Here is a 26,256-nt window from a genome sequence, read left to right as displayed (position 1 = left end):
TACCTAACCAAAGATCATGGAGCGGGAGACGGGAATCGAACCCGCGTCATTAGCTTGGAAGGCTAGGGTTCTACCATTGAACTACTCCCGCGATAGCAACCCTGACCATCCGGCAAGACAGCAACCGAAGACAGGACCCTGCTTCATGATCACAGTTGGTGGAGGAGGCTGGATTCGAACCAGCGTAGGCGTACGCCAACAGATTTACAGTCTGCCCCCTTTAGCCACTCGGGCACTCCTCCACGCAGTCTTAAATTATAGCCTTTTTTCGAGCTCCCGATCAAGCATGCCCATTTGATGAAAAAAATGGTTCAGGAAAAACGCCTCTCTGCGAAGACGGCGTCAACGAGATACGCCCACTCTGGCAAGCGCTAGAAAACGCTGGTGCGGCTGGCGGGGATCGAACCCACGACCCTTGGCTTCGGAGGCCAATACTCTATCCACTGAGCTACAGCCGCGCTCGCTGCACCCGCCTGGGCGCAGCCAATGATTATCACACAGCCTGGCTCGCGTGACGTGCATGCCAGCGTGCAAGGCATCACGCACCTATAATTGGACGATCTAGATCAAGACCCGTTTGGCCACTTTGAGGAAGAAATGAGCGAGCAACACTCCACACAAGCCCACACGGGGCCCATCAAGAATCCCAAGCAGTTGCTGGTCGCCGTGCTGCTCGGCTTTGTCGCCCCTGTGTTCACGATCATTGCACTCGCGATGTTCGTCAGCTCGGCAGATGTTCCTTCGGCAGGATCCGCCAATCCGGAGCGGGCCATCGCATTGCGCATCCAAAAGGTGGGGTCGGTCGAAATTCGCGATGCCAATCGCCCGTTGAAAACGGGCGAAGAGGTATTCAAGGCACAGTGCTCCGCCTGCCACGCAACGGGTGCTGCGGGCTCTCCGAAGTTCCAGGATGCCGCCGCCTGGGCGCCACGCATCAAGACTGGCTATGAAGCGCTGTTGCATTCGGCGCTTACTGGTAAAGGCGCCATGTCGCCGCAAGGTGGTGGCAATTTCAGCGATACGGAAGTTGGCAGAGCTGTGGTGTACATGGCCAATGCTGCGGGTGCGAAGTTTGCCGAGCCTGCGGACGCCAAGGGTGCCGCACCCGCCAGCAGTGCAGGCGCAGCGGCGCCCGCTGCTGCCACGCCACAGGCAGACACTGCCGGCACACCTCCTGCGACCGCAGATTCAAACGCGGCTGCCGCCAAGCCCGTCGTCGCTTCTGCAAGTGGTGCAGGGGAAGCGCTTTACAAGCAAACCTGCCAGGCCTGCCACGCGACGGGTGCGGCAGGTTCTCCCAAGTTTGGTGACAAGGCCGCCTGGGCGCCCCGCTTGCAGACCGGCATGGAGGCGCTCTATCACAGTGCGATCAACGGCAAAGGGGCCATGCCCCCGCGCGGCGGCTCCAGTGCATCGGACGCGGATGTTCATGCTGCCGTGGACTTCATGACCGCGGCAGCGAAATAGACGCTTGCCTTACGGCACCCAAAAAAAGCCGATCCATCAGTGATCGGCTTTTTTTCGCCTGTCCGTATGGGCGCCTCGGCCCCACGCCGCCAGGCGTTGTCAACGGCGCTGCGCCTGTTCCGGGCTGAGCACAAAACCATAGCGGTCTGGCAAGCTCTCGGTGGGGACTTCTTCCACCTCCCACGCGCCACGTTCGAGCGCATCGACAACCAGCCCGGTATCCAGGCTGTGGACGAGGCCCAGCCCGGCGGCAGTCTCCAGATACACCCGGCCTTCTGTATCCAGCACGCATTTCGTGCCGAGTAAGTGGCTACCAATCTGCGACTGCAACTGCAGGTCTGGCAGCACGCGCCAAACCCAGGGAGCGCACTCGAGTTCTACGTACACGCGCTGGGGGCCGTTTTGGAAGTACCACAGGCCACACGCATCGGCCTGGTAATTGCGGCCAATGAACGCCAGCAGCTTCTCATGGCGCAGCCATGAACCTTTGCTTTGTGCAAAGTTGCCTTTGGCCTGCACCTCGTCATCGCGCAGGTACCAGTGTCCGCGCGCATCGAGCCCAAGCCAGCCGTAGCACGCTGGGACGTTGGGCCACTTTGCCATAGCCTGTCGCACGATAGTGTCCATGCCACGATTTTGCACTGCAGGTCGCGGGCGATCCGCACGGAGACACCTGCTGAAATATTTCCCTCGCTGCACGCCTGTGTTGCTGCACAATTTCGCAGCGCAGCGGCTGTGGCATTTCCGCCTTCTTGGGCCGGCGCGCATACCCATGAAGCGTTTTTTGATTCTGATGTTCACGGTGGTCGCGCTCAGCGGCTGCGGCTACAACGACTTCCAGCGACTGGATGAGCAGTCCAAGGCCGCCTGGAGCGAGGTTCTCAACCAGTACCAACGCCGGGCCGACCTGGTGCCCAACATCGTTGCCAGCGTGAAGGGCGAAGCGAACTTCGAGCAGGACACGCTCACCAAGGTAATTGAAGCGCGTGCCAAGGCCACTTCCATTCAAGTCACACCCGAAACACTCAACAACCCCGAGGCATTCGCCAAATTCCAGCAGGCACAGGGCGAACTGTCTGGCGCTTTGTCGCGGTTGATGGCAGTCTCCGAGCGCTATCCGACCTTGCAGGCGAACCAGGCCTTTCGCGATCTGCGCGTGACACTGGAGGGTACGGAAAACCGTATCACCATCGCCCGCAACCGCTACATCCAGACCGTGCAGCAGTACAACGTGCTGGCGCGCAGCTTCCCCACCAACCTTACAGCGAAGGTGTTCAGCTACGAGGCAAAGCCGACTTTCGCTGTACAGAACGAAGCGCAGATTTCGCAGCCGCCTGTCGTGGATTTCTCGGCGCCGAAGAAATAACTCCGCGGCTTGGCTACGAAATTTAAAGAAAATATGCCTCTAGCGCTTATAAGGTATACGCTAGCAGCTATTTTTTTAATAGCATTTTCACCGCTTTCTGGTTGGGCGCAGGCACTGCTGCCCGTCCCCGCTCTCACAGCCCATGTGCTCGATCAGACAAACACCCTGGACGCGGCGCAGACTGGCAGCCTGGAAGCTCGGCTCACCGAGCTTGAAAAGCGCGAAGGCACGCAACTGGTCGTGCTGATGGTGGACAGCACGGCACCAGAAGACATCGCTTCGTTTGCCAATCGGGTCGGCAACACCTGGAAAATTGGCCGGCCTGACGTGGGCGACGGCTTGATCATCGTCGTCGCCAAGCGAGACCGCAAGATGCGCATCGAGGTGGCCAAGGCTCTTGAGGGCGCGATTCCCGACCTGGCTGCGGCCCGCATCATCGACCAGGCCATGAAGCCCAAGTTTCGCGATAACGATTTTGCCGGCGGTCTCAATGCTGCAATTGACCAGCTTGCCGCGCGTATTGCGGGCGAGCCTCTGCCCGAGCCAGCGCCTGGCGGATCGGCCCCGGCCGCGCAGTCGAGTTGGCTGGACATAGGTGGCATCGTGCTTTTTGCCGTACTGGGTGCAAGCCAAATAGTGAGCGCCCTGTTTGGCAAGCGCCTCGGGGCACTGCTGCTGGGTGCAGGCACGGGTTTGGCTATTTTTGTGTTTGGGGCGAGCCTCCTGGTCTCGCTGCTGGCAGCGATCGGTGCCGCGCTGTTCGTCCTGCTTGTCACCGGCGCAAGCAGATCGCCATGGGTTGGCGGTGGTGGCGGCTCCCATTGGGGTGGCGGCGGCTCCTCGTCTGGCGGTGGATTTTCTTCGGGCGGTGGCGGTGATTTCGGCGGCGGCGGCGCGTCAGGGGACTGGTGAGCATGGGCAGCTTATTCGATCGCCTGGCAAGACTTCTCAAGCACCAGTGGCTTGGCAGCGGCCGGCTGCCACGAAGCCTGCGTGGTAGCGCCATGCAGCGGCTCGCGGCCCGCGTGGCGCAGAGTGAAACACGCCACAGCGGCCAAATTCGCATTTGTCTGGAGGCATCGCTTCCCTGGCGTTATGTGTGGCGCGATGCGCGCGCCCGGGAACGGGCCATCAGCTTGTTCGGCTCCCTTCGGGTCTGGGACACCGAGCACAACAACGGCGTTTTAATTTACCTGCTGCTCGCCGAACGCTCCATCGAAATCGTGGCGGACCGCGCCTTGGCACGCCAGGTGCCGATGCCGGTATGGAGTGCGCTGATCGCGCGCATGGCCGAGACGCTTCGGTCGGAACGCTTTGAAGAGGCGCTCAACCAGGCGATCGACGAGGTGTCCGAGTTGCTGGAGACGCACTCTGCAGGCTTGGCACGTACCGACAACGAGCTACCGGATACGCCCGTCATTGCCTCTGATGCGCTATAAAAAGGATAGCTTTTCAGGTATATGGGGTAGGCGTCAATGCCTGTTTTTACGCATTTATTGCCACACAAAAGAAAACCGCCCAAGGGCGGTTTTCTTTTGTGTGGCGGGGGTTCGCTCCGGCGTTGCTCAGCGCTTCTGGCGGAACTTGCGCAAAGCGGCAATCTGTGCGGCCATGATGGCCAGTTCAGACTGTGCGCGTGCCAGATCGAGCTCGCTCTTGGCATTCTTCACCGCCTCTTCGGCAGCGGCCTTGGCCTTGTTGGCCTTCTCGTCATCAAGATCCTTGCCGCGCACAGCCGTGTCGGACAGGACGGTAACGCAATCGGGTTGAATCTCAAGAATGCCACCGGCGACAAAAACGAATTCTTCGCTGCCATCGGCCATTTCAATACGCACCGAGCCCGGCTTGATGCGGGTAATCAGCGGCGTGTGGCGTGGGTAAACGCCCAACTCGCCCGCTTCGCCGGGCAAGGCCACAAACCGCGCCTCACCGGAAAAGATGGACTCTTCGGCACTCACAACGTCGACATGTAGGGTGTTGGCCATCTGAATTCCTTTGGAAATCGTCAAAAAGCGGAAGCAAGAAAGACGGGCGGCCCTCCGGAGGAAGGTCGGCCCTGCCCTCTCTTACGCCATCTTCTTGCCTTTTTCGATGGCTTCGTCGATGCCGCCCACCATGTAGAAGGCTTGTTCAGGCAGGTGGTCGCACTCGCCATTCACAATCATCTTGAAACCACGAATGGTTTCGGACAGCGGAACGTACTTGCCCGGCGAACCCGTGAACACTTCGGCCACGTGGAAAGGCTGCGAGAGGAAGCGCTGAATTTTCCGGGCGCGGGCCACGGCCAGCTTGTCCTCAGGCGCCAGATCGTCCATGCCCATGATGGCGATGATGTCGCGCAGCTCGCGGTAGCGCTGCAGCGTGCCTTGCACGGCGCGCGCGGTGTCGTAGTGGTCCTGGCCCACGACCAGCGGATCGAGCTGGCGGCTGGTGGAGTCCAGCGGGTCCACGGCGGGGTAGATACCGAGCGAAGCGATATCGCGCGAGAGCACCACGGTCGAGTCCAAGTGAGCGAACGTGGTGGCAGGCGAGGGGTCGGTCAAGTCGTCCGCAGGCACGTACACGGCCTGAATCGAGGTGATCGAGCCCACCTTGGTGGAGGTGATACGCTCTTGCAGGCGGCCCATTTCCTCGGCCAGCGTCGGCTGGTAGCCCACAGCGGAAGGCATACGGCCCAGCAGTGCGGACACTTCGGTACCGGCCAGCGTGTAGCGGTAGATGTTGTCCACGAAGAACAGCACGTCGCGGCCTTCGTCACGGAACGACTCGGCGATGGTCAGACCTGTCAACGCCACGCGCAGACGGTTACCCGGCGGTTCGTTCATCTGGCCGTACACCATGGCCACCTTGGAGTTCGACAGATCGTCGAGGTCCACCACTTTGGAGTCGGCCATCTCATGGTAGAAGTCGTTGCCTTCGCGGGTGCGCTCCCCCACACCGGCGAACACCGACAGACCGCTGTGCGCCTTGGCGATGTTGTTGATGAGTTCCATCATGTTCACGGTCTTGCCCACACCAGCACCGCCGAACAGACCCACCTTGCCGCCCTTGGCAAACGGGCAGATCAGGTCGATCACCTTGATGCCGGTTTCCAGCAGTTCCTGCGAAGGGCTCAGTTCGTCGTACGTGGGCGCCTTGCGGTGGATGGAGGCCGTCAGCTCGTCGCTCACCGGGCCGCGCTCGTCGATGGGCGTTCCCAGCACGTCCATGATGCGGCCCAGCGTGGCCTTGCCCACGGGCACCGTGATCGGATTGCCGGTGTTAGACACCATCAGGCCGCGACGCAGGCCGTCGGATGAGCCGAGCGCAATGGTGCGCACGATGCCGTCGCCGAGCTGCTGCTGCACTTCGAGCGTGAGCGCCGTGCCTTCGAGCTTGAGCGCGTCGTAAATATGCGGCATGCGGTCCCGGGGGAACTCTACGTCCACCACGGCGCCGATACATTGAACAATTTTTCCTTGGGCTTGAGCCATTTTTTGCTCCAGTAAATTTGAATCTTGCGGTGCTGTGGGCACGGTGATCAGCCGCTGATCGCGGCCGCGCCGGACACGATTTCAGACAACTCTTTGGTGATCGCGGCCTGGCGGGTCTTGTTGTAGACCAGCTTGAGTTCGCCGATCACGTTGCCAGCGTTGTCAGTGGCGGCCTTCATGGCTACCATGCGCGCCGCGTGTTCGGAAGCCATGTTTTCTGCCACGGCCTGGTAGACCAGTGCCTCGACATAGCGCACCAGCAACTCATCGATAACGCTCTGCGCATCAGGCTCGTAGATGTAGTCCCAGCCATGCTGCGTCCCGCTGGCCTTGCTTTCCTCGTGCATCGCCGCTGCCGACAACGGAAGCAAAGGTCGCACCGTGGGCTCTTGCTTCATGGTGCTGACAAAATCGTTGTAGCACAGGTAGACCGCGCTTACTTCGCCCTTGACGTAGGCATCAAGCAAGACCTTGACCGGCCCGATCAGCCGGTCCAGATGCGGCTTGTCGCCAAGCTGCGTCGCATGCGCCACCACCTTGGCACCCACACGGTTGAGAAAACCCAGTCCCTTGCTGCCAATAGCCACCGCCTGAACGGTCTTGCCGGCGGCTTGCGTCTCGCGCAGCTTGACCGTCAAGGCTCGCAACAGATTGGTGTTGAGGCCACCACACAACCCCTTGTCGGTGGTCACCACGATGAAGCCCACCGACTTGCCGTCGTTGGCCTTCATGAAGGTGTGCACATACTCGGGGTTGGCCTGGCCCAGATGGCTGGCGATGTTGCGGATTTTCTCGCTGTACGGACGGGCGGCGCGCATACGCTCCTGCGCCTTGCGCATCTTGGACACGGAGATCATCTCCATGGCCTTGGTGATCTTCTTGGTGTTTTCCACCGATTTGATCTTGGTGCGTAGTTCCTTGCCTGCTGCCATCGATGGCTCCTAGTTCGTCAGGTGGAAAACAATCAGGCGAAGGTCTTCTTGAATGCGCTCACAGCAGCAGTCAGTTCGGCCTCAGCATCCTTGTCCAGGGCCTTGCTCTCTTCGAGCTTGGCCAACAGGGCAGCATGCTTGTCCTTCAGCCAGCCATGCAAGCCATGCTCGAACGGCAGAACCTGTTTGACTTCGATGTCGTCCATGAAACCCTTGTTCACGGCGAACAGCGAAGCACCCATCAGGCTGATGGGCAGCGGGCTGTATTGCGCTTGCTTGAGCAGTTCGGTCACACGGGCGCCCCGGTCGAGCTGCTTGCGGGTGGACTCGTCCAGATCGGAGGCGAACTGCGCAAACGCAGCCAACTCACGGTACTGGGCCAAGTCGGTACGAATACCACCGGACTGGCCTTTGATGATCTTCGTCTGGGCCGAAGAACCCACGCGCGAGACCGAAATACCGGCGTTGATGGCAGGGCGAACGCCCGCGTTGAACAGCGAGGTTTCCAGGAAGATCTGGCCATCGGTGATCGAGATCACGTTGGTCGGCACGAAAGCGGACACGTCGCCAGCCTGCGTCTCGATGATAGGCAGCGCCGTCAGCGAACCGGTCTTGCCTTTCACAGCACCCTTGGTGAAATCTTCGACGTATTTGTCGTTCACGCGCGCTGCGCGCTCAAGCAGACGGCTGTGGAGATAGAACACATCGCCGGGGTAGGCTTCGCGGCCTGGTGGACGGCGCAGCAACAAGGACACTTGGCGGTAGGCCACAGCTTGCTTGGACAGATCGTCGTACACGATCAGAGCGTCCTGGCCGCGGTCGCGGAAGTACTCACCCATGGTGCAGCCGGAGTAGGCCGACACGTACTGCATGGCAGCAGATTCGGAAGCGGAGGCAGCCACGACGATGGTGTATTCCATTGCGCCGGCCTGCTCCAGTGCGCGCACCACGTTCTTGATCGACGAAGCCTTCTGGCCGATCGCAACGTACACGCAGGTCATGTTCTGACCCTTCTGGTTGATGATCGCGTCGATCGCCACCGCGGTCTTGCCGGTCTGGCGGTCGCCAATGATCAGCTCGCGCTGGCCGCGGCCGATAGGCACCATGGAGTCAATCGACTTCAAGCCAGTCTGCATCGGCTGGTCCACGGACTTGCGTGCGATCACGCCAGGCGCGACTTTTTCAATCACGTCGGTCATCTTGGCGTTGATCGGGCCCTTGCCGTCAATCGGCTGGCCAAGCGCATCGACGACGCGGCCGATCAGCTCGGGGCCTACGGGCACCTCCAGAATACGGCCCGTGCACTTGACGGTATTGCCTTCAGAGATGTGCTCGTACTCACCCAGAACCACGGCGCCGACCGAGTCGCGCTCAAGGTTCAGCGCCAGTCCATAGGTGGGCGTGCCATCGGCCGTAGCGGGAAACTCGAGCATTTCGCCCTGCATCACGTCCGACAGGCCGTGAATGCGCACGATACCGTCCGACACGGACACCACAGTGCCTTGGTTGCGGATATCAGAACCGACCGCGAGACCTTCAATGCGGCTCTTGATCAGCTCGGAAATTTCTGCGGGATTGAGTTGCATGACTCTTTCCTTCTTTCGTTGGTTTGCCTAGGGCCCCAGAACGCACTTCAGGCGGTAAGGGCGGCTTTCATTTGTTCAAGACGGGCTTTGACCGAGGTATCGAGCACTTCGTCGCCCACCACCACGCGAATGCCACCAATCAGAGATTCGTCGCGCTGCACACTCAGGTTCAGCTTGCGAGCAAAACGCTTTTCCAGCGTGGATCCGAGGTCGCTCAAGGCCGAGGCGTCCATGGCGAAGGCGCTGTAGACCACCGCATCGGAAGAGCCTCTCAGGCGATTGACCAAGGCGCGAAACTGGCTAGCGATCTCCGGCAGCGCTTCCACGCGGCCGTTATCGATCACGGTGCGCAGAAAATTCTGCGCCAGTGCTGGAAGCGCCACACCCACGACCCCGGACATCACATCAAAAATCTGCTCCGATGTGACCTTGGGATTGCCAACAAGTTGTAGCAGCGCAGGGCTAGCGGCAACGGAGCCAATTCGGTCCACCCAGTCGAGCGCAGCGCGTGAAGCGCCCTCGCCCTGGTCGGTGCAAGCCTTGAACAGCGCTTCCGCATAGGGACGTGCAATGGTCGCAATTTCGGCCATGGTTGCCCCTTACAGTTCGGTCTTCAAGCGGCCAAGCAGGTCTGCGTGGACGCCGGCATCGACCTCCTTGCGCAGAATTTGCTCGGCACCCTTGACGGCCAGCACTGCCACCTGCTCACGCAGGGCCTCACGGGCCTTGACAGACTGCTGTTCAGCTTCCGTCCGGGCAGCAGCCACGATTTTCGCTGCTTCCTCGCTGGCGCGGACCTTGGCTTCTTCAATAATGGCCTGGGCGCGGCGATCCGCGTCGGCAAGACGTGTCGCCGTCTCGCTTCGCGTCTGCGCCAGTTCTTGCTCAACGCGCTGGTTGGCAGCGCTCAGCTCGGACTTGGCACGGTCGGCAGCGGCGAGGCCATCGGCGATTTTCAGGGCTCGTTCATCCAGTGCCTTCGCGACCGGGGGCCACACGAACTTCATCGTGAACAGCACCAGAATCAAAAAGACAATGGCCTGAACGAACAGGGTCGCATTGATACTCACGGCAACACCTTTCTAAGTGGGCGTTGAAGGGTGCTTAGGCCGCCAGGACGAAGGGGTTGGCGAAAGCGAACAGCAGGGCGATGGCCACACCAATCAGGAAGGCGGCGTCGATCAGACCAGCAAGAACGAACATCTTGGTTTGCAGTTCGTTGATCAGTTCAGGCTGGCGTGCCGAAGCTTCCAGGAACTTGCCACCCATCAGGCCAATACCGATGGAAGCGCCAATAGCACCCAGGCCGACGATAAGACCGCAACCCAGAGCGACGAGACCGAGAATGTGTTCCATGATGACTCCTAATTGAAAAAGCTAAGTTGAAAAAGAAAAGGGAAATGATCAGTGAGAATCATGTGCCTGGCCGAGGTAAATCAGCGTCAGCATCATGAAAATGAAGGCTTGCAGGGTGATGATCAAAATGTGAAAGATCGCCCAAATCGAGCCCGCAATAATTTGTCCCAACGGGAGCAACACACCAGAGATTGATATGGCCGCCGCACCACCCATCAGAGCGATCAGCATGAACACCAACTCACCAGCGTACATATTGCCAAACAGTCGCATACCGTGCGACACCGTTTTGGCAACGTATTCGATGATCTGCATGAGCAGATTGATCACTCCGAGAATCAGAGCAAAAACAGGATTCTTGCTGGTACCAAAAGGCGCCGTAACGAGTTCGTGCGTCCAGCCGCCGAGGCCCTTAATTTTGACGCTGTAAATCAAACACAGAACCAGCACCGAGACAGACAAGCCAAGGGTCGTCGAAAGATCCGCCGTCGGCACGATGCGCAGGTAAGCATGGTGGGGATCGTGACCGGCAGCGCCATAGATTTGCGCCCAAATGGCAGGCAGCAAGTCCACCGGCAACAGATCCATGGCATTCATCAGAAAAATCCAGACAAACACCGTCAGAGCCAAGGGAGCAATCAGCTTGCGGCTTTGCGCATTGTGGATCGTCGCTTTGGCCTGGGTATCAACCATTTCAACCATCATTTCCACTGCCGCTTGCCAGCGACCCGGAACACCAGACGTCGCCTTGCGCGCCGCCAGCCAGAAAAAGAGCAAACCCAACGCCCCCACCACCAGACTGAAGATGACGGAGTCGTAATTCACCACCGACATATCGATGATGAATTTTTGCTTGCCATTTTGAAGATGCTGCAGATGGTGAACGATGTATTCACTTGCAGTTAGAGCGTGCGCTTCAGCGGCCATCGGACAACTCTTCTCTCAATCTATCGGTTTTCGGACACCGGACCGTGCCAGCAGCACGAACCAGTACGTTTTCATTGTTACCACCATTCCGGCAAGCAGCGCCAGCCAGTTCAGCGGCTGCAACCAGCGCAGCGCAATGCCGAGCATGGCCACAGTCAACGCAATCTTCGCCATCTCCCAGACAAAAAACCCTGCCAGCACCCCGCCGGCCGTATGCCTGGTATGAGCCAGGCCACGCGCAAACAGCGCCGCCGGAACCACCACACACAGAGCACCCCAGGCAGAAGACTTCGCCGCGGCAAAGTCTTGCGTGACGATCCAGACCAGCAAGGTGACCAGAAGGCCAACCAACAACTGCCCGAATACCAAACGCCACACAGACAAGGTCGGATGGCGCTTGCGCCATTCGAGCGCCTGTTCAGGCGTCAGGGGCTTGAACTCAGGTTCTTCGTCCTCAGCTTCGTGCCTGGGGGTGACGTCATTCACATGGGCCTCCCCGAATCGGCGTGTCGAAACTTTTTTCACAAAAGCCTCTCATTATAAGTAAAAACCCGCGAGCATCACCAAAATTTCACATGATGCATTGGGGTTGCCCATCCCATGTTGTTGTTCCACGGCCAACTTGGCTTGCATGTGCTGCTCGTGCACAGATCTAAACGTCCGCACCATGGTTGCGTCTATCGCTTGCGGCATATCACAATACAGCTATCAATTGGGAAGTAAATTGACACAATGAGCCCTTCCAACTCTGACCATCCGGTCATCGCCTCCGACGCCCGCAAGGAGTCGCTGATCGAGTATCCGTCGCGCTTCCCCATCAAAGTTATGGGGGCAAATGTCGCTGAGTTGGTGCCGGGGCTGATTGAAGTCACCAAGCAGTTCGATGCCGATTTCGAGGGGGCAAGCGTTGAGCTGCGCCCCAGTCGCGCCGGCAAGTACCTGGGCGTGACACTGACCATCAACGCCACCAGCCGCGAACAGCTTGACGACCTCTACCGGGCACTCACCTCTCACCCGCTTGTGAAAGTGGTGCTGTGATCAGCCCGATGGAGTTGCGCCATCTTGGCCGCGTCGACTATGAAGACACCTACGCTGCCATGTGGGAGTTCACCGCGCAGCGCCCTGAAGGCGGGCCCGATCAGCTATGGATCTGTGAGCATTCACCGGTGTTCACGCAGGGTATTTCAGGTCGGGCCGAACATGTGCTGGCGGCAGGGGAAATTCCCGTGGTGGCAAGCAACCGCGGCGGGCAGGTGACATTCCACGGGCCCGGCCAAGTGGTTGCGTACCCACTGATCGATTTGCGCCGCGCAGGCTACTACGTCAAAGAATATGTCTACCGCCTGGAAGAAGCCGTCATCCGCACCCTGGCCCACTTTGGCGTGACGGGCCATCGCGTCGCTCACGCGCCGGGCATTTACGTACGGCTGGACGATCCTGCCAGCCATGCTTTACTCCCCGAGCGACCCAGCAGAGACACTTCTGCCGGGCCCAGGCAGGCGCCCGACTTCACAGGCCTGGGCAAAATCTCGGCGCTCGGCATTAAAGTCTCGCGCCACTGCACGCTGCACGGCGTGGCACTCAACGTGGCCATGGACCTGGAACCCTTCGAGCGTATCAACCCATGTGGCTACGCGGGTTTGCGCACCGTGGATCTTTCTACAATCGGGGTCCACACCACTTGGGAAGAAGCGGCACACGTGCTCGGCAAACAGCTGATCACGCGCCTTGCACCCTGACTCCACCACGTAGCCATGAGCACCTCCGACGTCGTCCGCGAAGCGCAAACCAGCGCCAAATACAACCCGTTCACCAAACAGAAGGCCGCTGCGAAGCTCTCGCGCATCCCCGTCAAGGTCGAGCAAGGGCCAGTGCTGAAGAAACCTGAATGGATTCGTGTCAAGGCCGGCTCACCGAGCACGCGCTTCTACGAAATCAAGAGCATCCTGCGCGAGCACAAGCTGCATACGGTGTGCGAAGAGGCGAGTTGCCCGAATATCGGCGAGTGCTTTGGCAATGGGACAGCGACGTTCATGATCATGGGCGACAAGTGCACGCGCCGCTGCCCGTTTTGCGACGTCGGCCACGGTCGGCCCGACGCGCTCGACAAGGACGAACCGCTGAACCTGGCGCGCACCATCGCGGCGCTGCGCCTGAAATACGCAGTGATCACCAGTGTCGACCGCGACGATCTGCGCGATGGCGGTGCGGGGCATTTCGTCGAGTGCATCCAGAACATCCGCTCGCTCTCGCCGAGCACGCAAATTGAAATTCTCACACCCGATTTTCGTGGACGCGATGACCGCGCACTGAGCATTCTGGCCACCGCACTGCCCGACGTGATGAACCACAACCTGGAGACCGCGCCGCGCCTGTACAAGGAAGCGCGCCCAGGCAGCGACTACCAGTTCTCGCTGAACTTGCTGAAGAAGTTCAAGGCGCTTCACCCGAACGTGCCGACCAAGAGCGGCATCATGGTTGGTCTGGGCGAGACGGACGAAGAAATCCTCGATGTAATGCGCGACCTGCGTGCGCATGGTGTAAGCATGCTGACTGTTGGCCAATACCTGGCGCCCAGCAGCAGCCACCTGCCCGTGCGCCGCTACGTGCACCCCGACCAGTTCAAGCAAATTGAAGAAGCCGCCTATGCCATGGGCTTCACGCATGCTGCCGTGGGTGCCATGGTGCGTTCGAGCTACCACGCAGATCAGCAGGCCAAGTCGGCTGGCGTGTAGGCGCCGCCCAGGCGGCGGCGCACAGGAACCGTCCAACAGTCTTGCACCGGGCATTTCACGGCCCATCAAGCAGCCCTTGAGCGACGGCGCGTGCGCCAAACTTGCTTGCGCTTACAGGCCGATCTGTGCGCCCTGGCCGCCATCGCCCTGTGCGCTGCCCTTGCCTCGCTCGCAGTATCGCGGTATCACACTCCCATGTGCTGCCTTTTCTACCGACTGGCATTGCGCCGACGATCAGAAACGCTCCGGCATGGCGATCTCCAGAGGGCGTGAGCTGAGCGGAATGCGCTCCTGAGGGCTATGCTGGCGCTGGCTTCGGCCGTCCTCTGGGCTACCTATTCGCGGCTGACCAAGCACGCGGCAGCTCTCCAAGCCAACTATATTTTATATAGCGAATCACTGGGCTGCGCCACGCGAAACCCGGCACACTCGCCCCCTTCCAGTACTTGCTGCGCCCACAGCCGGAGCTTGCGCGTGTCAGCGCGCAACACCTCCTGTTTGACTGCCAGGATCTGCGCCGGGTGCATGGAGAAGGTCCGCAGGCCAAGCCCCAGGAGCAGCCTCGTAAGGCCCAGGTCACCCGCCATTTCACCGCACACCGACACGCTCTTGCCCTGAGCGCGGCTTTCGGCGATCACACCGGCAATCAGGCACAGCACCGCCGGATGCATGGGGTCGTACAGGTCGGCCACCGCCTCGTCGGCCCGGTCGATGGCAAGCGTGTATTGAATCAAATCGTTGGTGCCAATCGACAGAAAATCGAAATGGCGCAGGAACATGCGCACCGTGAGTGCCGCAGCGGGCACTTCAATCATCGCGCCCAGGCGCACGGCGCCGTACACGGCGCCGCGGTCGTCGAGCTCGGTCTGGGCGAGGCGCACATGCGCCAGTGTCTGGCGAATCTCCTCGGCATTCACCAGCATCGGGAACATCATGCTCACGCGGCCATGCGCAGCCGCGCGCAGCACCGCGCGCACCTGGGTGCGAAACATGGCGGGATCGGCCAGGCTCCAGCGGATGGCACGCAGGCCGAGCGCAGGATTGAGTGAATCGTCCTTGCGAGCGCGATCGAGCGGTTTATCCGCCCCAATATCGAGCGTGCGAATGGTGACGGGCAGGCCCTGCATGGCATCCACCGCTTCGCGGTAGGCAAGGTACTGCTCTTCCTCGTCGGGCAGCTTCCCGCTGCGCCCCATGAACAGGAATTCGGTGCGGAAAAGCCCAACGCCCACCGCACCCGCGGCAATGGCACCTGCGCCGTCTGCAGGCAATTCAATATTGGCCAGTAGCTCAATCTTTTCGCCGTCGATGGTCACGCAGGGTGTGTGGCGCAGGCGGCTCAGGCGCTCGCGCTCAAGCTCGATCTGGCGCTGGCGAAAACCGTATTCGGCCAGGATGATGGCCGAGGGGTCGACGATGATCACGCCGGCATCGCCGTCGATGATGACCCAGTCGTCTTGACGCACCAGTTGGCTGGCCGCGCGCGCGCCCACCACAGCGGGAATATCCATGCTGCGCGCAACAATGGCGGTGTGCGATGTCTTGCCACCCACGTCCGTGACAAAACCAGCGAACACGCTCTTTTTGAACTGCAGCATGTCGGCGGGCGAGAGGTCGTGCGCCACCAACACCAGGGGCACGTCTTCGGTGTCGTCCAGCAGCAGATCCTGCTGCGTCTTGCGGCGTGGGCTGGGGACCGGAGGCGCCACAGGGTTGGGCACACCCTTCATGTGGCGCAGGATGCGCTCGACCACCTGCTCGAGGTCGGCCTTGCGCTCGCGCAGATAGTCGTCCTCCATTTCGTCAAACTGGCGCGCGATGAGTTCAAGCTGCGTGGTCAGTGCCCATTCGGCGTTGTACAGACGCTCGGTGATCCAGTGCTTGACGCCAGAGACGAGCATCTCGTCTTGCAAAAGCATGATGTGCACATCCAGCAGCGCACCAAGTTCCGGCGGTGCGTCCGGCGGCATGTCGGCCTGCAGCCGCGAGAGCTCCTGCATCACGGCATTGCGTCCGCTGCGCACGCGCTCGATTTCACTCGGCACCTGATGCGCTTCGATGAAGTAGTGCGCCACATCAACGCGGCTCGAACCCACCAGCACGGCGCGCCCAATGGCAATACCGCGCGCGACGGCCAGGCCGTGAACCGAAAATGTCATATGCGGCAGCTCCAGCCACGGACCTGCGCTACGGGATGCGCATAGTGCATGGCTATTGCCCTTCTCCGAATTTGTCGTCGATCATGGCCAGCAACGCGTCCATGGCCTCCTGCTCCTGTGGGCCATCGGTTTCAATTTCGATTTCGGCCCCCATGCCTGCGGCCAGCATCATCACGCCCATGATGCTTTTGGCATTGATGCGGCGTTCGCCCCGGCTCATCCACACGCTACACGGGAATGCGGCGGCCACCTTGGTGAGTTTGGCCGAAGCGCGGGCATGCAGGCCAAGCTGGTTGCTAATGGTCTTGCGGGTCTTGATCATGGGTGTTGTGTACGGTTTTTTGCGGTGTTTGCACTGCCACTTGCATCACACCCTGGGTACCTCCCACCAGGGCACGCTGCACCAGCAAATCAAGCGCTTCTGCGCGGTAGCTCACAGCGCGCAGCAGCATGGGCAGGTTCAAGCCCGTGACCAGGCACGCGCCGCTGCGGCCCTCCACCAAGCGCTGGGCAATGTTGCAGGGTGTGGCGCCGAAGAGGTCGGTGAGCACCAGCAAGGGGCGCTCGGCGGCATCGGCGATCAATGCCTTGGCCTCTTGGAGACTTGCCTCCGGAGCGGCATCAGGCCGCACGTCGAGCACGCGCACCGCATCCCCGCAATCGGGAAACACGTGCAGTGCACACGCGCGAGCCGCATGCGCTAGCGGGGCGTGGGCGATGAGAAGAATGAGAGTGTTCATGCAAAAGACGCTTACAGATCATTATGGCCGGCCTGCTATCCGCACGAACCACGCAGGCCGCCAGATTACAGGCAAGGCAGAGGCCAAGCGCTGCCCGGAACGCGGCCAGTTGCATCCAACCCACAGCGCTAAAGGCATCGACTGCAAGGCCAATGCTCTACTGCAAGACAAACTCGCCAACAAACACCATCAGGTTGTAAGCCGAACGCCCACGCCCCGCCACCTGTGCGTCAAACGCCATCACCACGGCGGGCGGGGTAGACGCCACCATGCTGAGTGAGCCGGCCATCAGCATCCATGAATTCACCCACAATTGCGCCGCGGGCGCCGTACCAGAGTCGGTCACCTGTCAGAGGTGCCATCGGGCAGGCGTCAATACCGGCGCCAAACAGCACCCGCCCGAGCAGAAGACCGGAAAAACCGGTGGCCTGCGCAAACACCAGGCAGCCCGCCACCACGCCCCCCAGAAAGGCCAGAAGCACCTTGCGCGGTCCGTGGCAATTGAGCCGTGGCGGAGCGGCAATTGGGGTGCGGCAAAGCCCAGAAAGTAAGCACCCAAGGGCAGCCCCAGCTCCCCCCGCTCAGTGTGAACACCTGCGCCAACATGGGTGCGAAGGCCGCCGTCACAGCACGCAACAGCGCCGAAAGGAAGCGGGCAGCCGCCAAGGGCAGGGAGACCAACACTGCCGCCCGGGGCGCCAGAAGGCTCACCGCAACACCAGGGCTTCGAAAAATGCGTCAGCCGTCGCCGCTGGCAGTTCGCTGCCATACACCATGGCATGGCAGGCGCGCACCGCGCCATGCTGCACCCGGGCAAACCAGGCCGCCTGCATCTGCATGGCGCCGCCGCCGGGCAGGCGCCCCATGGCACTGGTTCGCACTGCCTGAGGCAGGCCCAGTCCACCAGCGGGTTGGAACGGGCTGTCTTTGGCATCACGCGCCTGTGCGGCCGCAAGCACTGCGGCACGCCAGTGTGCAAGCGCCGCACCGGCCATCGAAGGCTCGGCCAGCACGGCGCAAGCCACGGCAAAGGTGAGGCCCGACGCGCCACAACCCTGCATGATCACCTGCACGGATTGGCCTGCCAGCTCCACGCTGTGCTCGACGCGATCGGGTTTGCACGGCAAACTCACTTGCATGCCCAGCTCTGGCAGCGGCAGGCTGCGCCACTCCAGCGCCGGACCGCAAGCAGCAAGCCCGCTCGAAAACAGACAAAAAACCAGGAGGGCGCGTAAAAACATGGCCCGATTATGGCCACGCGGCCCTGTTAAAGGCGGCCCGCGGCCAAGCGCTCTGGGAACCTGCACGCGATCTCAATGAACCTGGGAACCAAAGGGGCCGCGCGCCAATCTCAGCGCAGTGCCGCCGCGTGGCGCACAATGGCGGTTTGGAATTTACTCGGGGTGGCGCATGCGTACGAAGACGGTTTGGACAGTCCTGGCGGTGGTCGCGTTTGCAGCGATCGGCACTTGGCTGTTCTTGAACACTTCGCCCAAGCCCGCGCCACAATCGACATTCGTGCTGCTTGATGCCAGCAAGCTAAGCACCGAGGACCTGCGGGGCAAAGTCACGCTGGTCAATTTCTGGGCCACCAGTTGCACGACCTGCGTGGCCGAAATGCCAGAGCTGATTGCCACCCACCACAAATACCATGCACGCGGCTACGACACCCTCGCCGTGGCCATGAATTACGACCCGCCCAGCTATGTCGTGAACTTCGTCGAGACACGCAAAATTCCCTTCCAGGTCGCGCTCGACAATACCGGTGCGATTGCCAAAGCCTGGGGCGATGTACAGCTCACACCGACAACGTACCTCGTGAACAAGCGTGGCGAAATCGTGAAAACCTATGTCGGTCCACCCAATTTCGATGAGCTGCACCAACTCATAGAAAAGCTGCTCGCAGAAGCCTGAGCGCCATTGAGTAGGGTTCTGGCCTGGCCCAGATCAGAGCCGGGGAAGGCGCTGGGCAAGATCCTTTCGCAGGTTAATTTTTAGTAAAAATGGTCTCTTGCGCTTACCAATAGAGCGCCTGCAGCTATTAATTTTATAGTTTTGTTTGTTGCGATCGCTACCGTGGCAAGCCTTGCAACTGCTGCCGGTACGCAGTGGCGGTTGCCGGCCTGGTATATCTGGGTCGCGAATAGACCTGCAGGGACACGCAAAGGCTTGTTTTACACTGGTACGCGTTCCAGCTCCCTGAATCCGCCCGTGCAGAACCCTTCCGTGATGATTCTCAACGCCCCTGGCGCCGACCATGTTCCGGCACTGCGAGAGCTATTTGAGGAATACGCATCCAGCCTGTCCGTTGATTTGGGTTTCCAGAATTTCCAGGAAGAACTCAGCAACCTGCCGGGTGAATATGCCCCACCGCGCGGGGCCTGGCTGTTGGCGCTGGTCGATGGTGCACCGGCAGGCTGCTGCGCATTGCGTCCCTTGGACAGCGCCGACTACGCCAATGCGGCAGAAATGAAGCGTCTTTTTGTTCGCAAGGCATTTCGGGGGTTTGGCCTGGGGCGGCAACTGGCGGAGGCTGCATTAGACGCCGCACGCGAGGGCGGATATGCAAGCGTGCTGCTCGATACGCTGGACGATATGGAGTCCGCGCGCGCGCTGTACCAGGAACTCGGGTTTTGCGAAATTCCGCCGTACTACCACAACCCTATTCCCGGCGCACACTACCTCAAAGCGAGCATCCTGTAGCCTTCAGGCGCTGTTAATTTTTAGGCATTTTAGGCCGCCAGCGCTTATAGGCCTTGCCTTGATAGCTATCTATTTGATAGTTTTCTATGCAGCGACACAATTTTTGCGATAAAAAAATGGCCCACGCAAATGGGCCATTTTTTTGCTGCACGCAGGAGCGTGCGAAGCAGGGGCGGATTAGACCAGCGCTGCCTTGGTCACTAAGCGGCTCGCCACCCAGTTTTTGGTTTTCGAGAGGGGACGGCTCTCCGTGATTTCAATCACGTCGCCCGTCTTGTACTCGTTGTTTTCGTCGTGCGCGTGGTACTTGCTCGACTTGCCGACGATCTTGCCGTAGAGCTCGTGCTTGACACGGCGCTCGACCAGCACGGTCACGGTTTTTTCACGCTTGTCGCTGACCACCTTGCCAACCAAGGTGCGCTTGAGGGATTTTTTAGCTTCCGTCATGTGTGCTCCTTACTTGGCGGCTTGCTTTTCAGCAAGGATGGTTTTGGCGCGGGCGATGTCACGGCGCGTGGTGCGCAGCGTGCCGGTGTTGCTCAGTTGTTGCGTAGCCTTTTGCATGCGCAGACCGAAATGGGCCTTTTGCAGGGCCTTGATTTCGTCCTGGATGCCAGCGACGTCCTTTTGACGCAGTTCAGCAGTATTCATATCAGTTTCTCCTGAACTCACTGGCCAATCATGCGCGTGACGAACGTCGTGCGCAGGGGCAGCTTGGCAGCTGCCAGGCGGAAGGCTTCGCGGGCGAGTTCTTCGGGTACGCCGATGATCTCGAACACGATCTTGCCGGGCTGGATTTCAGCCACGTAGAACTCGGGGTTGCCCTTACCGTTACCCATCCGCACTTCTGCGGGTTTGGCGGAAATTGGCTTGTCCGGGAATACGCGAATCCAGATGCGGCCACCACGCTTGACGTGGCGCGAAATGGCGCGGCGAGCGGCTTCCAATTGGCGGGCCGTCAGGCGACCGCGGTCGGTGCACTTCAGACCGAAATCACCAAACGCCACCGAGTTGCCCCGGGTTGCGACGCCAGTGTTGCGGCCTTTTTGCTCCTTGCGGTATTTGCGGCGAGCGGGTTGCAGCATGTTTTATTCTCCTTTTCCGTCCGCTGCTGTAGCGGGCGCGTCAACCTTGCGAACGCGCTTAACGGCGGTTGTATCGGCGCCACCGGCGCCAGCGGGCTTGTCGCTGCCATCGGCAGGCGCCACGTTGGTAGAGGCCGGGCGGCGCGGCGCGCCACGACCGGCACCAGGACCACGGTCGCGATCGCCACCAGGGCGGCCATCACGGCGTGGACCACGGGGACGGCGCTCGTCGTCCGGACGTGGGGTTTCCACGGCGGGCAGATCGTTGCGGCCCAGCGTATCGCCCTTGTAGACCCAGACCTTGACGCCGATGACGCCGTAGGTGGTCTTGGCTTCCGAAGTACCGTAGTCGATGTCGGCGCGCAACGTGTGAAGTGGCACGCGGCCTTCGCGGTACCACTCGCAGCGGGCGATTTCGATGCCGTTCAGACGGCCCGACGACATGATCTTGATGCCCAGGGCACCCAGACGCATGGCGTTCTGCATGGCGCGTTTCATGGCGCGGCGGAACATGATGCGCTTTTCCAGCTGCTGGGTGATGCTGTCGGCGATCAGCTTGGCATCGATTTCGGGCTTGCGCACTTCTTCGATGTTCACTGCGACGGGCACGCCCAGACGGATCGCGAGTTCCTTCTTGAGGTTCTCGATGTCTTCGCCCTTCTTGCCGATCACCACGCCCGGACGTGCCGAGTAAATGGTGATGCGGGCGTTCTTGGCGGGGCGCTCAATCAGGATGCGGGATACGGCGGCGTTCTTCAGCTTGGCCTTGAGGTACTCGCGCACCTTGATGTCTTCGGCCAGCATGCCGGCGAAGTCGCGGTTGCTGGCGTACCAGCGGCTGGCCCAGTTGCGGCTGACCGCGAGGCGGAAGCCGGTAGGATGGATTTTTTGTCCCATAGTCTTTCCAGGCCTTTAGTTGCCAACCGTCACGTACACATGGCACGTGGGCTTGCTGATGCGGTTGCCGCGGCCTTTGGCGCGCGCGGTGAAACGCTTGAGCGTGGTGCCTTGCTCGACGTAGATGGTCTTGACCTTCAGTTCATCGATATCGGCGCCGTCGTTGTGCTCAGCGTTGGCGATGGCGGATTCCAGAACCTTCCGGACGATTCCCGCAGCTTTTTTCTGCGTGAAGTTCAGGATGTTCAGGGCCTGGTCCACCTTCTTGCCGCGGATGAGGTCGGCAACGAGGCGGCCCTTGTCGACCGACAGACGGACGCCCCGGAGGACTGCACGTGTTTCAGACATGGTCGTTCCTTATTTCTTCGCTTTTTTATCAGCGGGGTGGCCCTTGAAGGTGCGCGTCAGGGCGAATTCGCCGAGCTTGTGGCCCACCATCTGGTCGGTGATATAGACCGGCACGTGCTGCTTGCCGTTGTGCACGGCAATCGTCAGGCCGATGAAGTCGGGAAGCACCATGGAGCGGCGCGACCAGGTCTTGACGGGCTTCTTGTCCTTGGTGGCAACGGCCTTTTCGACCTTTGCCAGCAAATGGTGGTCAACGAACGGACCTTTTTTGAGAGAGCGAGTCATTGGCTATCCCTTATTTCTTGCGGCGCGAAACAATCATGTTCTGCGTGCGCTTGTTGTTGCGGGTGCGATAACCCTTGGTCAGGTTGCCCCATGGGTCGACTGCATGGCGGCCTTCGCCGGTGCGGCCTTCGCCACCACCGTGGGGGTGATCCACCGGGTTCATGGCAACGCCACGCACCGTCGGACGGATACCCATCCAGCGCTTGACACCGGCCTTGCCGAGCTGGCGCAGGCTGTGTTCTTCGTTGGCGACTTCACCAATCGTGGCGCGGCATTCGATGTGAATGCGGCGCACTTCACCCGAGCGCATGCGCACCTGGGCGTACATGGATTCGCGTGCCAGCAGCGTTGCCGAAGCACCCGCCGAGCGGGCGATCTGGGCACCAGCACCGGGCTTGAGCTCGATGCAGTGAATGGTCGAACCCACCGGGATGTTGCGAATCGGCAGCGTGTTGCCAGCGCGGATCGGGGACTCGGCGCCGGACATCAGCGTGCTGCCGACTTCCAGACCGCGCGGGGCGATGATGTAGCGGCGCTCGCCGTCGGCGTAGCACACCAAAGCGATGTGGGCCGTGCGGTTCGGATCGTACTCAATGCGCTCAACCTTGGCGGCGATGCCGTCCTTGTTGCGCTTGAAGTCCACCACGCGGTAGTGGTGCTTGTGACCACCGCCCTTGTGGCGCGTCGTGATGTGGCCGTTGTTGTTGCGGCCAGCCTTCTGGAACTGGGGCTCCAGCAGCGGTGCGTAGCCATCGCCCTTATACAGGTGATCGCGCGTGACCTTCACCACGGCACGTTGGCCGGGCGAGGTGGGTTTCATCTTGATGACAGCCATGATTTACGCGGCCTCCCCGGAGAGGTTCAGCTCTTGACCGGGCTTGAGCGTCACATAAGCCTTGCGAACGTTGTCGCGGCGGCCCATGGTCTTGCCAAAGCGCTTGGTCTTGCCTTTGGTGTTGAGAACCGAGACGCCCTTGACTTCCACCTTGAACAGCAGTTCTACAGCGGCTTTGATCTCGTGCTTGGTGGCGCTCTGCAGCACCTTGAACGTCACGGCATTGGATTTCTCAGCAACCATGGTGGCCTTTTCGGACACGATGGGGGCCACGAGAACCTGCATCAGACGGCCTTCGTCAAACTTGAGCGCGCTCATGCGAACATCTCCTTGAGTTGGTCGATCGCGGCCTTGGTAACGATGACCTTCTTGTACTGCACCAGCGACACCGGATCGGCGTAGCGCGGCTCAACCACGTACACGTTCACGAGGTTGCGCGATGCCAGGTACAGGTTTTCGTCGACTTCGTCGGCGATCACCATCACGGACTGCAGGTTCATGGCCTTGAACTTGTCGGCCAGCACCTTGGTCTTGGGCGAATCGAGCTTCATCGAATCCACCACAGCCAGACGGCCTTCGCGGGCCAACTGCGAGAGGATGGCGGCCATGCCGGCGCGGTACATCTTCTTGTTGATCTTCTGCGTGAAGTTTTCGTCAGGCAAATTCGGGAAAATGCGACCGCCTCCGCGCCACAGAGGCGAGGACGTCATACCGGCGCGTGCGCGGCCGGTGCCCTTTTGCTTAAAAGGCTTCTTGGTCGAGTGGCGAACCTGTTCGCGGTCCTTCTGGGCACGGGTACCCTGGCGGCCGTTGGCGCGGTAAGCGATGACGATCTGGTGCACCAGATCTTCGTTGTATTCGCGACCAAACACGGTCTCAGGAACGTCGAGCTTCGCTGAGCCCTGGCCTTGGTCATTGAGGAGTTCGAGCTGCATCAGTTCGCTCCTTTGGCAGCGGTAGCCTTGATGGCCGGGCGCACCGTCACGAACCCACCCTTGGAGCCCGGAACAGCGCCCTTGATCAAGAGCAGTTGGCGTGCTTCGTCAATACGAACCACGTCGAGGTTTTGGGTGGTGACCGTAACGTCGCCGAGGTGACCGGTCATGCGCTTGCCCGGAAACACGCGGCCCGGATCTTGCGCCATACCGATGGAGCCCGGCACGTTGTGCGAACGGCTGTTGCCGTGCGACGCGCGCTGGGAAGACATGTTGTGGCGCTTGATGGTGCCGGCAAAGCCTTTACCAATCGAAGTACCTTGCACGTCGACCTTTTGGCCCACGGTGAACAGGTCGGCCACGGGCACCGTGGCACCGGCGGCATATTTGCCGGCGACGTCTGCGGTAACGCGGAATTCCTGGATGATTTCGCCGGCTTCAACACCTGCCTTGGCAAGGTGACCCGCGGCGGGCTTGGTGACGCGGGAGGCCCGGCGCGCACCGAACGTGACCTGCAGGGCCACGTAGCCATCGTTCTCTTGGGTTTTGACCTGGGTGACGCGGTTGTTGGATACGTCGACCACCGTGACAGGGATTGCATCCCCTTCATCGGTGAACAAGCGCATCATGCCAACCTTGCGGCCCAGCAACCCGAGGGAGTTGCTCAGACTCATTTGTTTCTCCAAAACTCTCACCGCCGCGACTGCAATTGGCCGCGGCGTTGCGCCCGGACATTCCCGCGCACATGAAAGACGGTTGATAAAACTCCGCCCTAAAAATCACTGCGCGCATAAAAAACGCACGCAAAAAAGGCGAAGCCACAAAGTATAACGCGAACTTCCTTTTTCGGCAAGTTCGCGTTGTATGTGCAGGCCCCGTTGCACGGGGCAGGGCTTACTGCAGCTTGATTTCGACGTCCACGCCTGCGGGCAGGTCGAGCTTCATCAGTGCGTCCACCGTCTTGTCGGTCGGGTCGACGATGTCCATCAGACGCTGGTGCGTGCGGATTTCGAGCTGGTCGCGGCTGGTCTTGTTGACGTGCGGCGAACGCAGGATGTCGAAACGCTTCATGCGTGTCGGCAGGGGCACGGGGCCCTTGACGATCGCGCCGGTGCGCTTGGCAGTGTCGACGATCTCTGCAGCAGACTGGTCGATCAGCTTGTAATCGAAGGCCTTGAGACGGATGCGGATTTTTTGCTTGGACATGGCAAGTTCCTGTGTGTGCTTAGGGTTTAAGCAATGATCTTGGCAACAACGCCCGCGCCGACGGTGCGGCCGCCTTCGCGGATAGCAAAGCGCAGACCTTCTTCCATGGCGATGGGGTTGATCAGCTTGACCGTGATCGACACGTTGTCGCCAGGCATGACCATTTCCTTGTCGGCAGGCAACTCGATCGCGCCCGTCACGTCCGTCGTACGGAAGTAAAACTGGGGGCGGTAGTTGTTGAAGAACGGCGTGTGGCGGCCGCCTTCGTCCTTGGACAGGACGTACACCTCAGCGGTGAAGTGCGTGTGCGGCTTGATCGAGCCGGGTTTGCACAGCACTTGGCCGCGTTCGACGTCTTCGCGCTTGGTGCCGCGCAGCAGCAGGCCGACGTTGTCGCCAGCTTGGCCTTGGTCGAGCAACTTGCGGAACATTTCCACGCCGGTGCAGGTGGTCTTGGCGGTGTCCTTGATGCCGACGATTTCGATTTCTTCGCCGACCTTGATGACGCCGCGCTCGATACGGCCCGTGACCACGGTGCCACGACCGGAGATGGAGAACACGTCTTCCACGGGCATCAGGAAGGCGCCGTCCACGGCACGCTCAGGTGTGGGGATGTAGGTGTCCAGGGCTTCAGCGAGCTTCATGATGGCTTGCTCGCCCAGAGGGCCCTTGTCGCCTTCCAGGGCGAGCTTGGCGGAGCCGCGAATGATCGGGGTGTCGTCGCCAGGGAAATCGTATTTGTCGAGGAGTTCGCGCACTTCCATTTCGACGAGTTCGAGGAGCTCCTCGTCGTCGACCATGTCGCACTTGTTCAGGAACACGATGATGTAGGGCACGCCGACCTGGCGGGCCAGCAGGATGTGCTCGCGCGTCTGGGGCATTGGGCCGTCAGCGGCCGAGCACACGAGGATGGCGCCGTCCATCTGGGCGGCACCGGTGATCATGTTCTTCACATAGTCGGCGTGGCCAGGGCAGTCCACGTGGGCGTAGTGGCGATTCTGCGTTTCGTATTCCACGTGAGCCGTGTTGATCGTGATGCCGCGGGCCTTTTCTTCCGGAGCCGCGTCGATCTGGTCGTAGGCCTTGGCTTCACCGCCGAACTTGGCGGACAGCACGGTGGCAATTGCTGCCGTCAGCGTCGTCTTGCCGTGGTCCACGTGGCCGATCGTGCCGACGTTGACGTGCGGCTTGGTACGTTCGAATTTTCCTTTTGCCATTTCC

At 60.7% G+C, this 26,256-nt stretch carries 36 protein-coding genes and 3 tRNA genes; 9 read left to right on the top strand and 30 right to left on the bottom strand.

The features are described 5' to 3' along the window. Window positions 1-17: 17 nt before the first annotated feature. The 3 genes from D3F03_RS13825 to D3F03_RS13815 form a co-directional block, all read right to left on the bottom strand. A tRNA-Gly gene (locus D3F03_RS13825) sits at window positions 18-91 on the bottom strand. Between the two features lie 65 nt (window positions 92-156). Next, a tRNA-Tyr gene (locus D3F03_RS13820) sits at window positions 157-242 on the bottom strand. Window positions 243-382: 140 nt separating this feature from the next. Further along, window positions 383-458: transfer RNA gene (locus D3F03_RS13815), tRNA-Arg, on the bottom strand. A 139-nt stretch (window positions 459-597) separates the two neighbouring features. Here D3F03_RS13815 and D3F03_RS13810 point away from each other — a divergent pair. Further along, a complete protein-coding gene (locus D3F03_RS13810) occupies window positions 598-1,467 on the top strand; it encodes a c-type cytochrome (RefSeq protein WP_119110020.1) in 870 nt (289 codons plus the stop codon). Between the two features lie 99 nt (window positions 1,468-1,566). Here the strand turns inward: D3F03_RS13810 and D3F03_RS13805 are convergent, their stop codons facing one another. Next, window positions 1,567-2,094 carry a DUF2946 family protein gene (locus D3F03_RS13805; protein WP_119110019.1) on the bottom strand — a complete coding sequence of 176 codons (528 nt, stop codon included), beginning with the start codon at window positions 2,092-2,094 and terminating at the stop codon, window positions 1,567-1,569. Between the two features lie 145 nt (window positions 2,095-2,239). Between D3F03_RS13805 and D3F03_RS13800 the strand changes: the two genes are divergently transcribed. The 3 genes from D3F03_RS13800 (at window position 2,240) to D3F03_RS13790 (ending at window position 4,272) form a co-directional block, all read left to right on the top strand. Continuing rightward, a complete protein-coding gene (locus D3F03_RS13800; RefSeq protein ID WP_119110150.1) occupies window positions 2,240-2,833 on the top strand; it encodes a LemA family protein in 594 nt (197 codons plus the stop codon). A 33-nt stretch (window positions 2,834-2,866) separates the two neighbouring features. After that, entirely contained in the window at window positions 2,867-3,745 is an 879-nt protein-coding gene (locus tag D3F03_RS13795) for a TPM domain-containing protein (protein ID WP_119110018.1), read from the top strand. Window positions 3,746-3,837: 92 nt separating this feature from the next. Continuing rightward, complete coding sequence (locus D3F03_RS13790) at window positions 3,838-4,272, top strand: TPM domain-containing protein (RefSeq protein WP_342769325.1); 435 nt, start codon at window positions 3,838-3,840, stop codon at window positions 4,270-4,272. Window positions 4,273-4,398: 126 nt separating this feature from the next. Here the strand turns inward: D3F03_RS13790 and D3F03_RS13785 are convergent, their stop codons facing one another. From D3F03_RS13785 to D3F03_RS13745, 9 genes are all read right to left on the bottom strand, one after another. Further along, the gene (locus tag D3F03_RS13785; RefSeq protein ID WP_119110016.1) at window positions 4,399-4,818 is read right to left on the bottom strand and encodes a F0F1 ATP synthase subunit epsilon; all 420 of its coding nucleotides are present in this window, start codon (window positions 4,816-4,818) and stop codon (window positions 4,399-4,401) included. Window positions 4,819-4,899: 81 nt separating this feature from the next. Continuing rightward, window positions 4,900-6,306 (bottom strand): F0F1 ATP synthase subunit beta, encoded by a 1,407-nt coding sequence (gene atpD, locus D3F03_RS13780; protein WP_119110015.1) that lies wholly within the window; start codon window positions 6,304-6,306, stop codon window positions 4,900-4,902. A 47-nt stretch (window positions 6,307-6,353) separates the two neighbouring features. Next, on the bottom strand, window positions 6,354-7,238 hold the full coding sequence (atpG, locus tag D3F03_RS13775) for a F0F1 ATP synthase subunit gamma (protein WP_119110014.1): 885 nt from the start codon (window positions 7,236-7,238) through the stop codon (window positions 6,354-6,356). A 32-nt stretch (window positions 7,239-7,270) separates the two neighbouring features. Further along, a complete protein-coding gene (gene atpA / locus D3F03_RS13770) occupies window positions 7,271-8,824 on the bottom strand; it encodes a F0F1 ATP synthase subunit alpha (RefSeq protein ID WP_119110013.1) in 1,554 nt (517 codons plus the stop codon). A gap of 47 nt (window positions 8,825-8,871) precedes the next feature. Then, window positions 8,872-9,414, bottom strand: coding sequence for a F0F1 ATP synthase subunit delta (locus tag D3F03_RS13765; RefSeq protein WP_119110012.1), 543 nt, complete (start codon window positions 9,412-9,414; stop codon window positions 8,872-8,874). 9 nt (window positions 9,415-9,423) lie between these two features. Next, window positions 9,424-9,894, bottom strand: coding sequence for a F0F1 ATP synthase subunit B (locus tag D3F03_RS13760; protein WP_119110011.1), 471 nt, complete (start codon window positions 9,892-9,894; stop codon window positions 9,424-9,426). Window positions 9,895-9,928: 34 nt separating this feature from the next. Continuing rightward, the gene (gene atpE, locus D3F03_RS13755; RefSeq protein ID WP_119110010.1) at window positions 9,929-10,180 is read right to left on the bottom strand and encodes a F0F1 ATP synthase subunit C; all 252 of its coding nucleotides are present in this window, start codon (window positions 10,178-10,180) and stop codon (window positions 9,929-9,931) included. A 48-nt stretch (window positions 10,181-10,228) separates the two neighbouring features. Next, entirely contained in the window at window positions 10,229-11,107 is an 879-nt protein-coding gene (gene atpB, locus D3F03_RS13750; protein ID WP_119110009.1) for a F0F1 ATP synthase subunit A, read from the bottom strand. Window positions 11,108-11,122: 15 nt separating this feature from the next. Continuing rightward, entirely contained in the window at window positions 11,123-11,593 is a 471-nt protein-coding gene (locus D3F03_RS13745) for an ATP synthase subunit I (RefSeq protein WP_119110008.1), read from the bottom strand. A gap of 246 nt (window positions 11,594-11,839) precedes the next feature. Here D3F03_RS13745 and D3F03_RS13740 point away from each other — a divergent pair, with 246 nt between their 5' ends. From D3F03_RS13740 to lipA, 3 genes are read left to right on the top strand one after another with little or no spacing between them, the layout of a single operon-like run. Continuing rightward, window positions 11,840-12,145, top strand: coding sequence for a YbeD family protein (locus D3F03_RS13740; RefSeq protein WP_119110007.1), 306 nt, complete (start codon window positions 11,840-11,842; stop codon window positions 12,143-12,145). Window positions 12,146-12,153: 8 nt separating this feature from the next. Next, window positions 12,154-12,846, top strand: coding sequence for a lipoyl(octanoyl) transferase LipB (lipB, locus tag D3F03_RS13735; RefSeq protein ID WP_119110006.1), 693 nt, complete (start codon window positions 12,154-12,156; stop codon window positions 12,844-12,846). A 15-nt stretch (window positions 12,847-12,861) separates the two neighbouring features. Next, window positions 12,862-13,842 carry a lipoyl synthase gene (gene lipA / locus D3F03_RS13730; protein WP_119110005.1) on the top strand — a complete coding sequence of 327 codons (981 nt, stop codon included), beginning with the start codon at window positions 12,862-12,864 and terminating at the stop codon, window positions 13,840-13,842. Window positions 13,843-14,219: 377 nt separating this feature from the next. Here the strand turns inward: lipA and ptsP are convergent, their stop codons facing one another. From ptsP to D3F03_RS13705, 5 genes are all read right to left on the bottom strand, one after another. Then, entirely contained in the window at window positions 14,220-16,001 is a 1,782-nt protein-coding gene (gene ptsP / locus D3F03_RS13725) for a phosphoenolpyruvate--protein phosphotransferase (RefSeq protein ID WP_119110004.1), read from the bottom strand. Between the two features lie 52 nt (window positions 16,002-16,053). Continuing rightward, window positions 16,054-16,323 (bottom strand): HPr family phosphocarrier protein, encoded by a 270-nt coding sequence (locus D3F03_RS13720; RefSeq protein WP_119110003.1) that lies wholly within the window; start codon window positions 16,321-16,323, stop codon window positions 16,054-16,056. After that, window positions 16,298-16,741: a PTS sugar transporter subunit IIA gene (locus D3F03_RS13715; RefSeq protein WP_119110002.1), complete on the bottom strand. Its 444-nt coding sequence runs from the start codon at window positions 16,739-16,741 to the stop codon at window positions 16,298-16,300. Before D3F03_RS13715 ends, D3F03_RS13720 begins: the two co-directional genes overlap by 26 nt. 230 nt (window positions 16,742-16,971) lie before the next feature. Further along, a complete protein-coding gene (locus tag D3F03_RS17525) occupies window positions 16,972-17,223 on the bottom strand; it encodes a hypothetical protein (RefSeq protein WP_119110001.1) in 252 nt (83 codons plus the stop codon). Window positions 17,224-17,448: 225 nt separating this feature from the next. Next, window positions 17,449-17,982, bottom strand: a complete 534-nt coding sequence (locus D3F03_RS13705; RefSeq protein ID WP_119110000.1) for a hypothetical protein — start codon at window positions 17,980-17,982, stop codon at window positions 17,449-17,451. Window positions 17,983-18,151: 169 nt separating this feature from the next. Here D3F03_RS13705 and D3F03_RS13700 point away from each other — a divergent pair, with 169 nt between their 5' ends. Together D3F03_RS13700 and D3F03_RS13695 are read left to right on the top strand one after the other, a co-directional pair. Next, on the top strand, window positions 18,152-18,655 hold the full coding sequence (locus tag D3F03_RS13700; RefSeq protein ID WP_119109999.1) for a TlpA family protein disulfide reductase: 504 nt from the start codon (window positions 18,152-18,154) through the stop codon (window positions 18,653-18,655). 315 nt (window positions 18,656-18,970) lie between these two features. Beyond that, window positions 18,971-19,444 carry a GNAT family N-acetyltransferase gene (locus D3F03_RS13695; RefSeq protein ID WP_119109998.1) on the top strand — a complete coding sequence of 158 codons (474 nt, stop codon included), beginning with the start codon at window positions 18,971-18,973 and terminating at the stop codon, window positions 19,442-19,444. Window positions 19,445-19,621: 177 nt separating this feature from the next. Here the strand turns inward: D3F03_RS13695 and rpsQ are convergent, their stop codons facing one another. From rpsQ to tuf, 12 genes are all read right to left on the bottom strand, one after another. Then, on the bottom strand, window positions 19,622-19,891 hold the full coding sequence (gene rpsQ / locus D3F03_RS13690; protein ID WP_119109997.1) for a 30S ribosomal protein S17: 270 nt from the start codon (window positions 19,889-19,891) through the stop codon (window positions 19,622-19,624). Window positions 19,892-19,900: 9 nt separating this feature from the next. Beyond that, a complete protein-coding gene (rpmC, locus tag D3F03_RS13685) occupies window positions 19,901-20,095 on the bottom strand; it encodes a 50S ribosomal protein L29 (protein ID WP_119109996.1) in 195 nt (64 codons plus the stop codon). Window positions 20,096-20,112: 17 nt separating this feature from the next. Beyond that, a complete protein-coding gene (gene rplP / locus D3F03_RS13680) occupies window positions 20,113-20,529 on the bottom strand; it encodes a 50S ribosomal protein L16 (RefSeq protein WP_119109995.1) in 417 nt (138 codons plus the stop codon). Window positions 20,530-20,532: 3 nt separating this feature from the next. Continuing rightward, window positions 20,533-21,426, bottom strand: coding sequence for a 30S ribosomal protein S3 (gene rpsC / locus D3F03_RS13675; protein WP_119109994.1), 894 nt, complete (start codon window positions 21,424-21,426; stop codon window positions 20,533-20,535). A gap of 15 nt (window positions 21,427-21,441) precedes the next feature. Then, window positions 21,442-21,774, bottom strand: coding sequence for a 50S ribosomal protein L22 (gene rplV, locus D3F03_RS13670; protein ID WP_106445895.1), 333 nt, complete (start codon window positions 21,772-21,774; stop codon window positions 21,442-21,444). 9 nt (window positions 21,775-21,783) lie between these two features. Further along, window positions 21,784-22,059 carry a 30S ribosomal protein S19 gene (rpsS, locus tag D3F03_RS13665; RefSeq protein ID WP_119109993.1) on the bottom strand — a complete coding sequence of 92 codons (276 nt, stop codon included), beginning with the start codon at window positions 22,057-22,059 and terminating at the stop codon, window positions 21,784-21,786. Between the two features lie 10 nt (window positions 22,060-22,069). Beyond that, complete coding sequence (gene rplB, locus D3F03_RS13660; protein ID WP_119109992.1) at window positions 22,070-22,894, bottom strand: 50S ribosomal protein L2; 825 nt, start codon at window positions 22,892-22,894, stop codon at window positions 22,070-22,072. A gap of 3 nt (window positions 22,895-22,897) precedes the next feature. Continuing rightward, on the bottom strand, window positions 22,898-23,212 hold the full coding sequence (gene rplW / locus D3F03_RS13655) for a 50S ribosomal protein L23 (RefSeq protein ID WP_119109991.1): 315 nt from the start codon (window positions 23,210-23,212) through the stop codon (window positions 22,898-22,900). Next, window positions 23,209-23,829 carry a 50S ribosomal protein L4 gene (gene rplD, locus D3F03_RS13650; RefSeq protein WP_119109990.1) on the bottom strand — a complete coding sequence of 207 codons (621 nt, stop codon included), beginning with the start codon at window positions 23,827-23,829 and terminating at the stop codon, window positions 23,209-23,211. The genes rplW and rplD overlap by 4 nt, the downstream gene beginning before the upstream one ends. Then, complete coding sequence (rplC, locus tag D3F03_RS13645; protein WP_119109989.1) at window positions 23,829-24,503, bottom strand: 50S ribosomal protein L3; 675 nt, start codon at window positions 24,501-24,503, stop codon at window positions 23,829-23,831. The genes rplD and rplC overlap by 1 nt, the downstream gene beginning before the upstream one ends. Before the next feature lie 220 nt (window positions 24,504-24,723). After that, complete coding sequence (gene rpsJ / locus D3F03_RS13640; protein ID WP_005796953.1) at window positions 24,724-25,035, bottom strand: 30S ribosomal protein S10; 312 nt, start codon at window positions 25,033-25,035, stop codon at window positions 24,724-24,726. 26 nt (window positions 25,036-25,061) lie between these two features. Continuing rightward, the gene (gene tuf, locus D3F03_RS13635) at window positions 25,062-26,252 is read right to left on the bottom strand and encodes an elongation factor Tu (RefSeq protein WP_119110021.1); all 1,191 of its coding nucleotides are present in this window, start codon (window positions 26,250-26,252) and stop codon (window positions 25,062-25,064) included. Between the last annotated feature and the right edge of the window lie 4 nt (window positions 26,253-26,256).

This window comes from Simplicispira hankyongi, from assembly GCF_003570885.1.
GTDB classification, from domain to species: domain Bacteria; phylum Pseudomonadota; class Gammaproteobacteria; order Burkholderiales; family Burkholderiaceae_C; genus Simplicispira; species Simplicispira hankyongi.
This window is presented reverse-complemented; position numbering and strand designations above follow the sequence as displayed.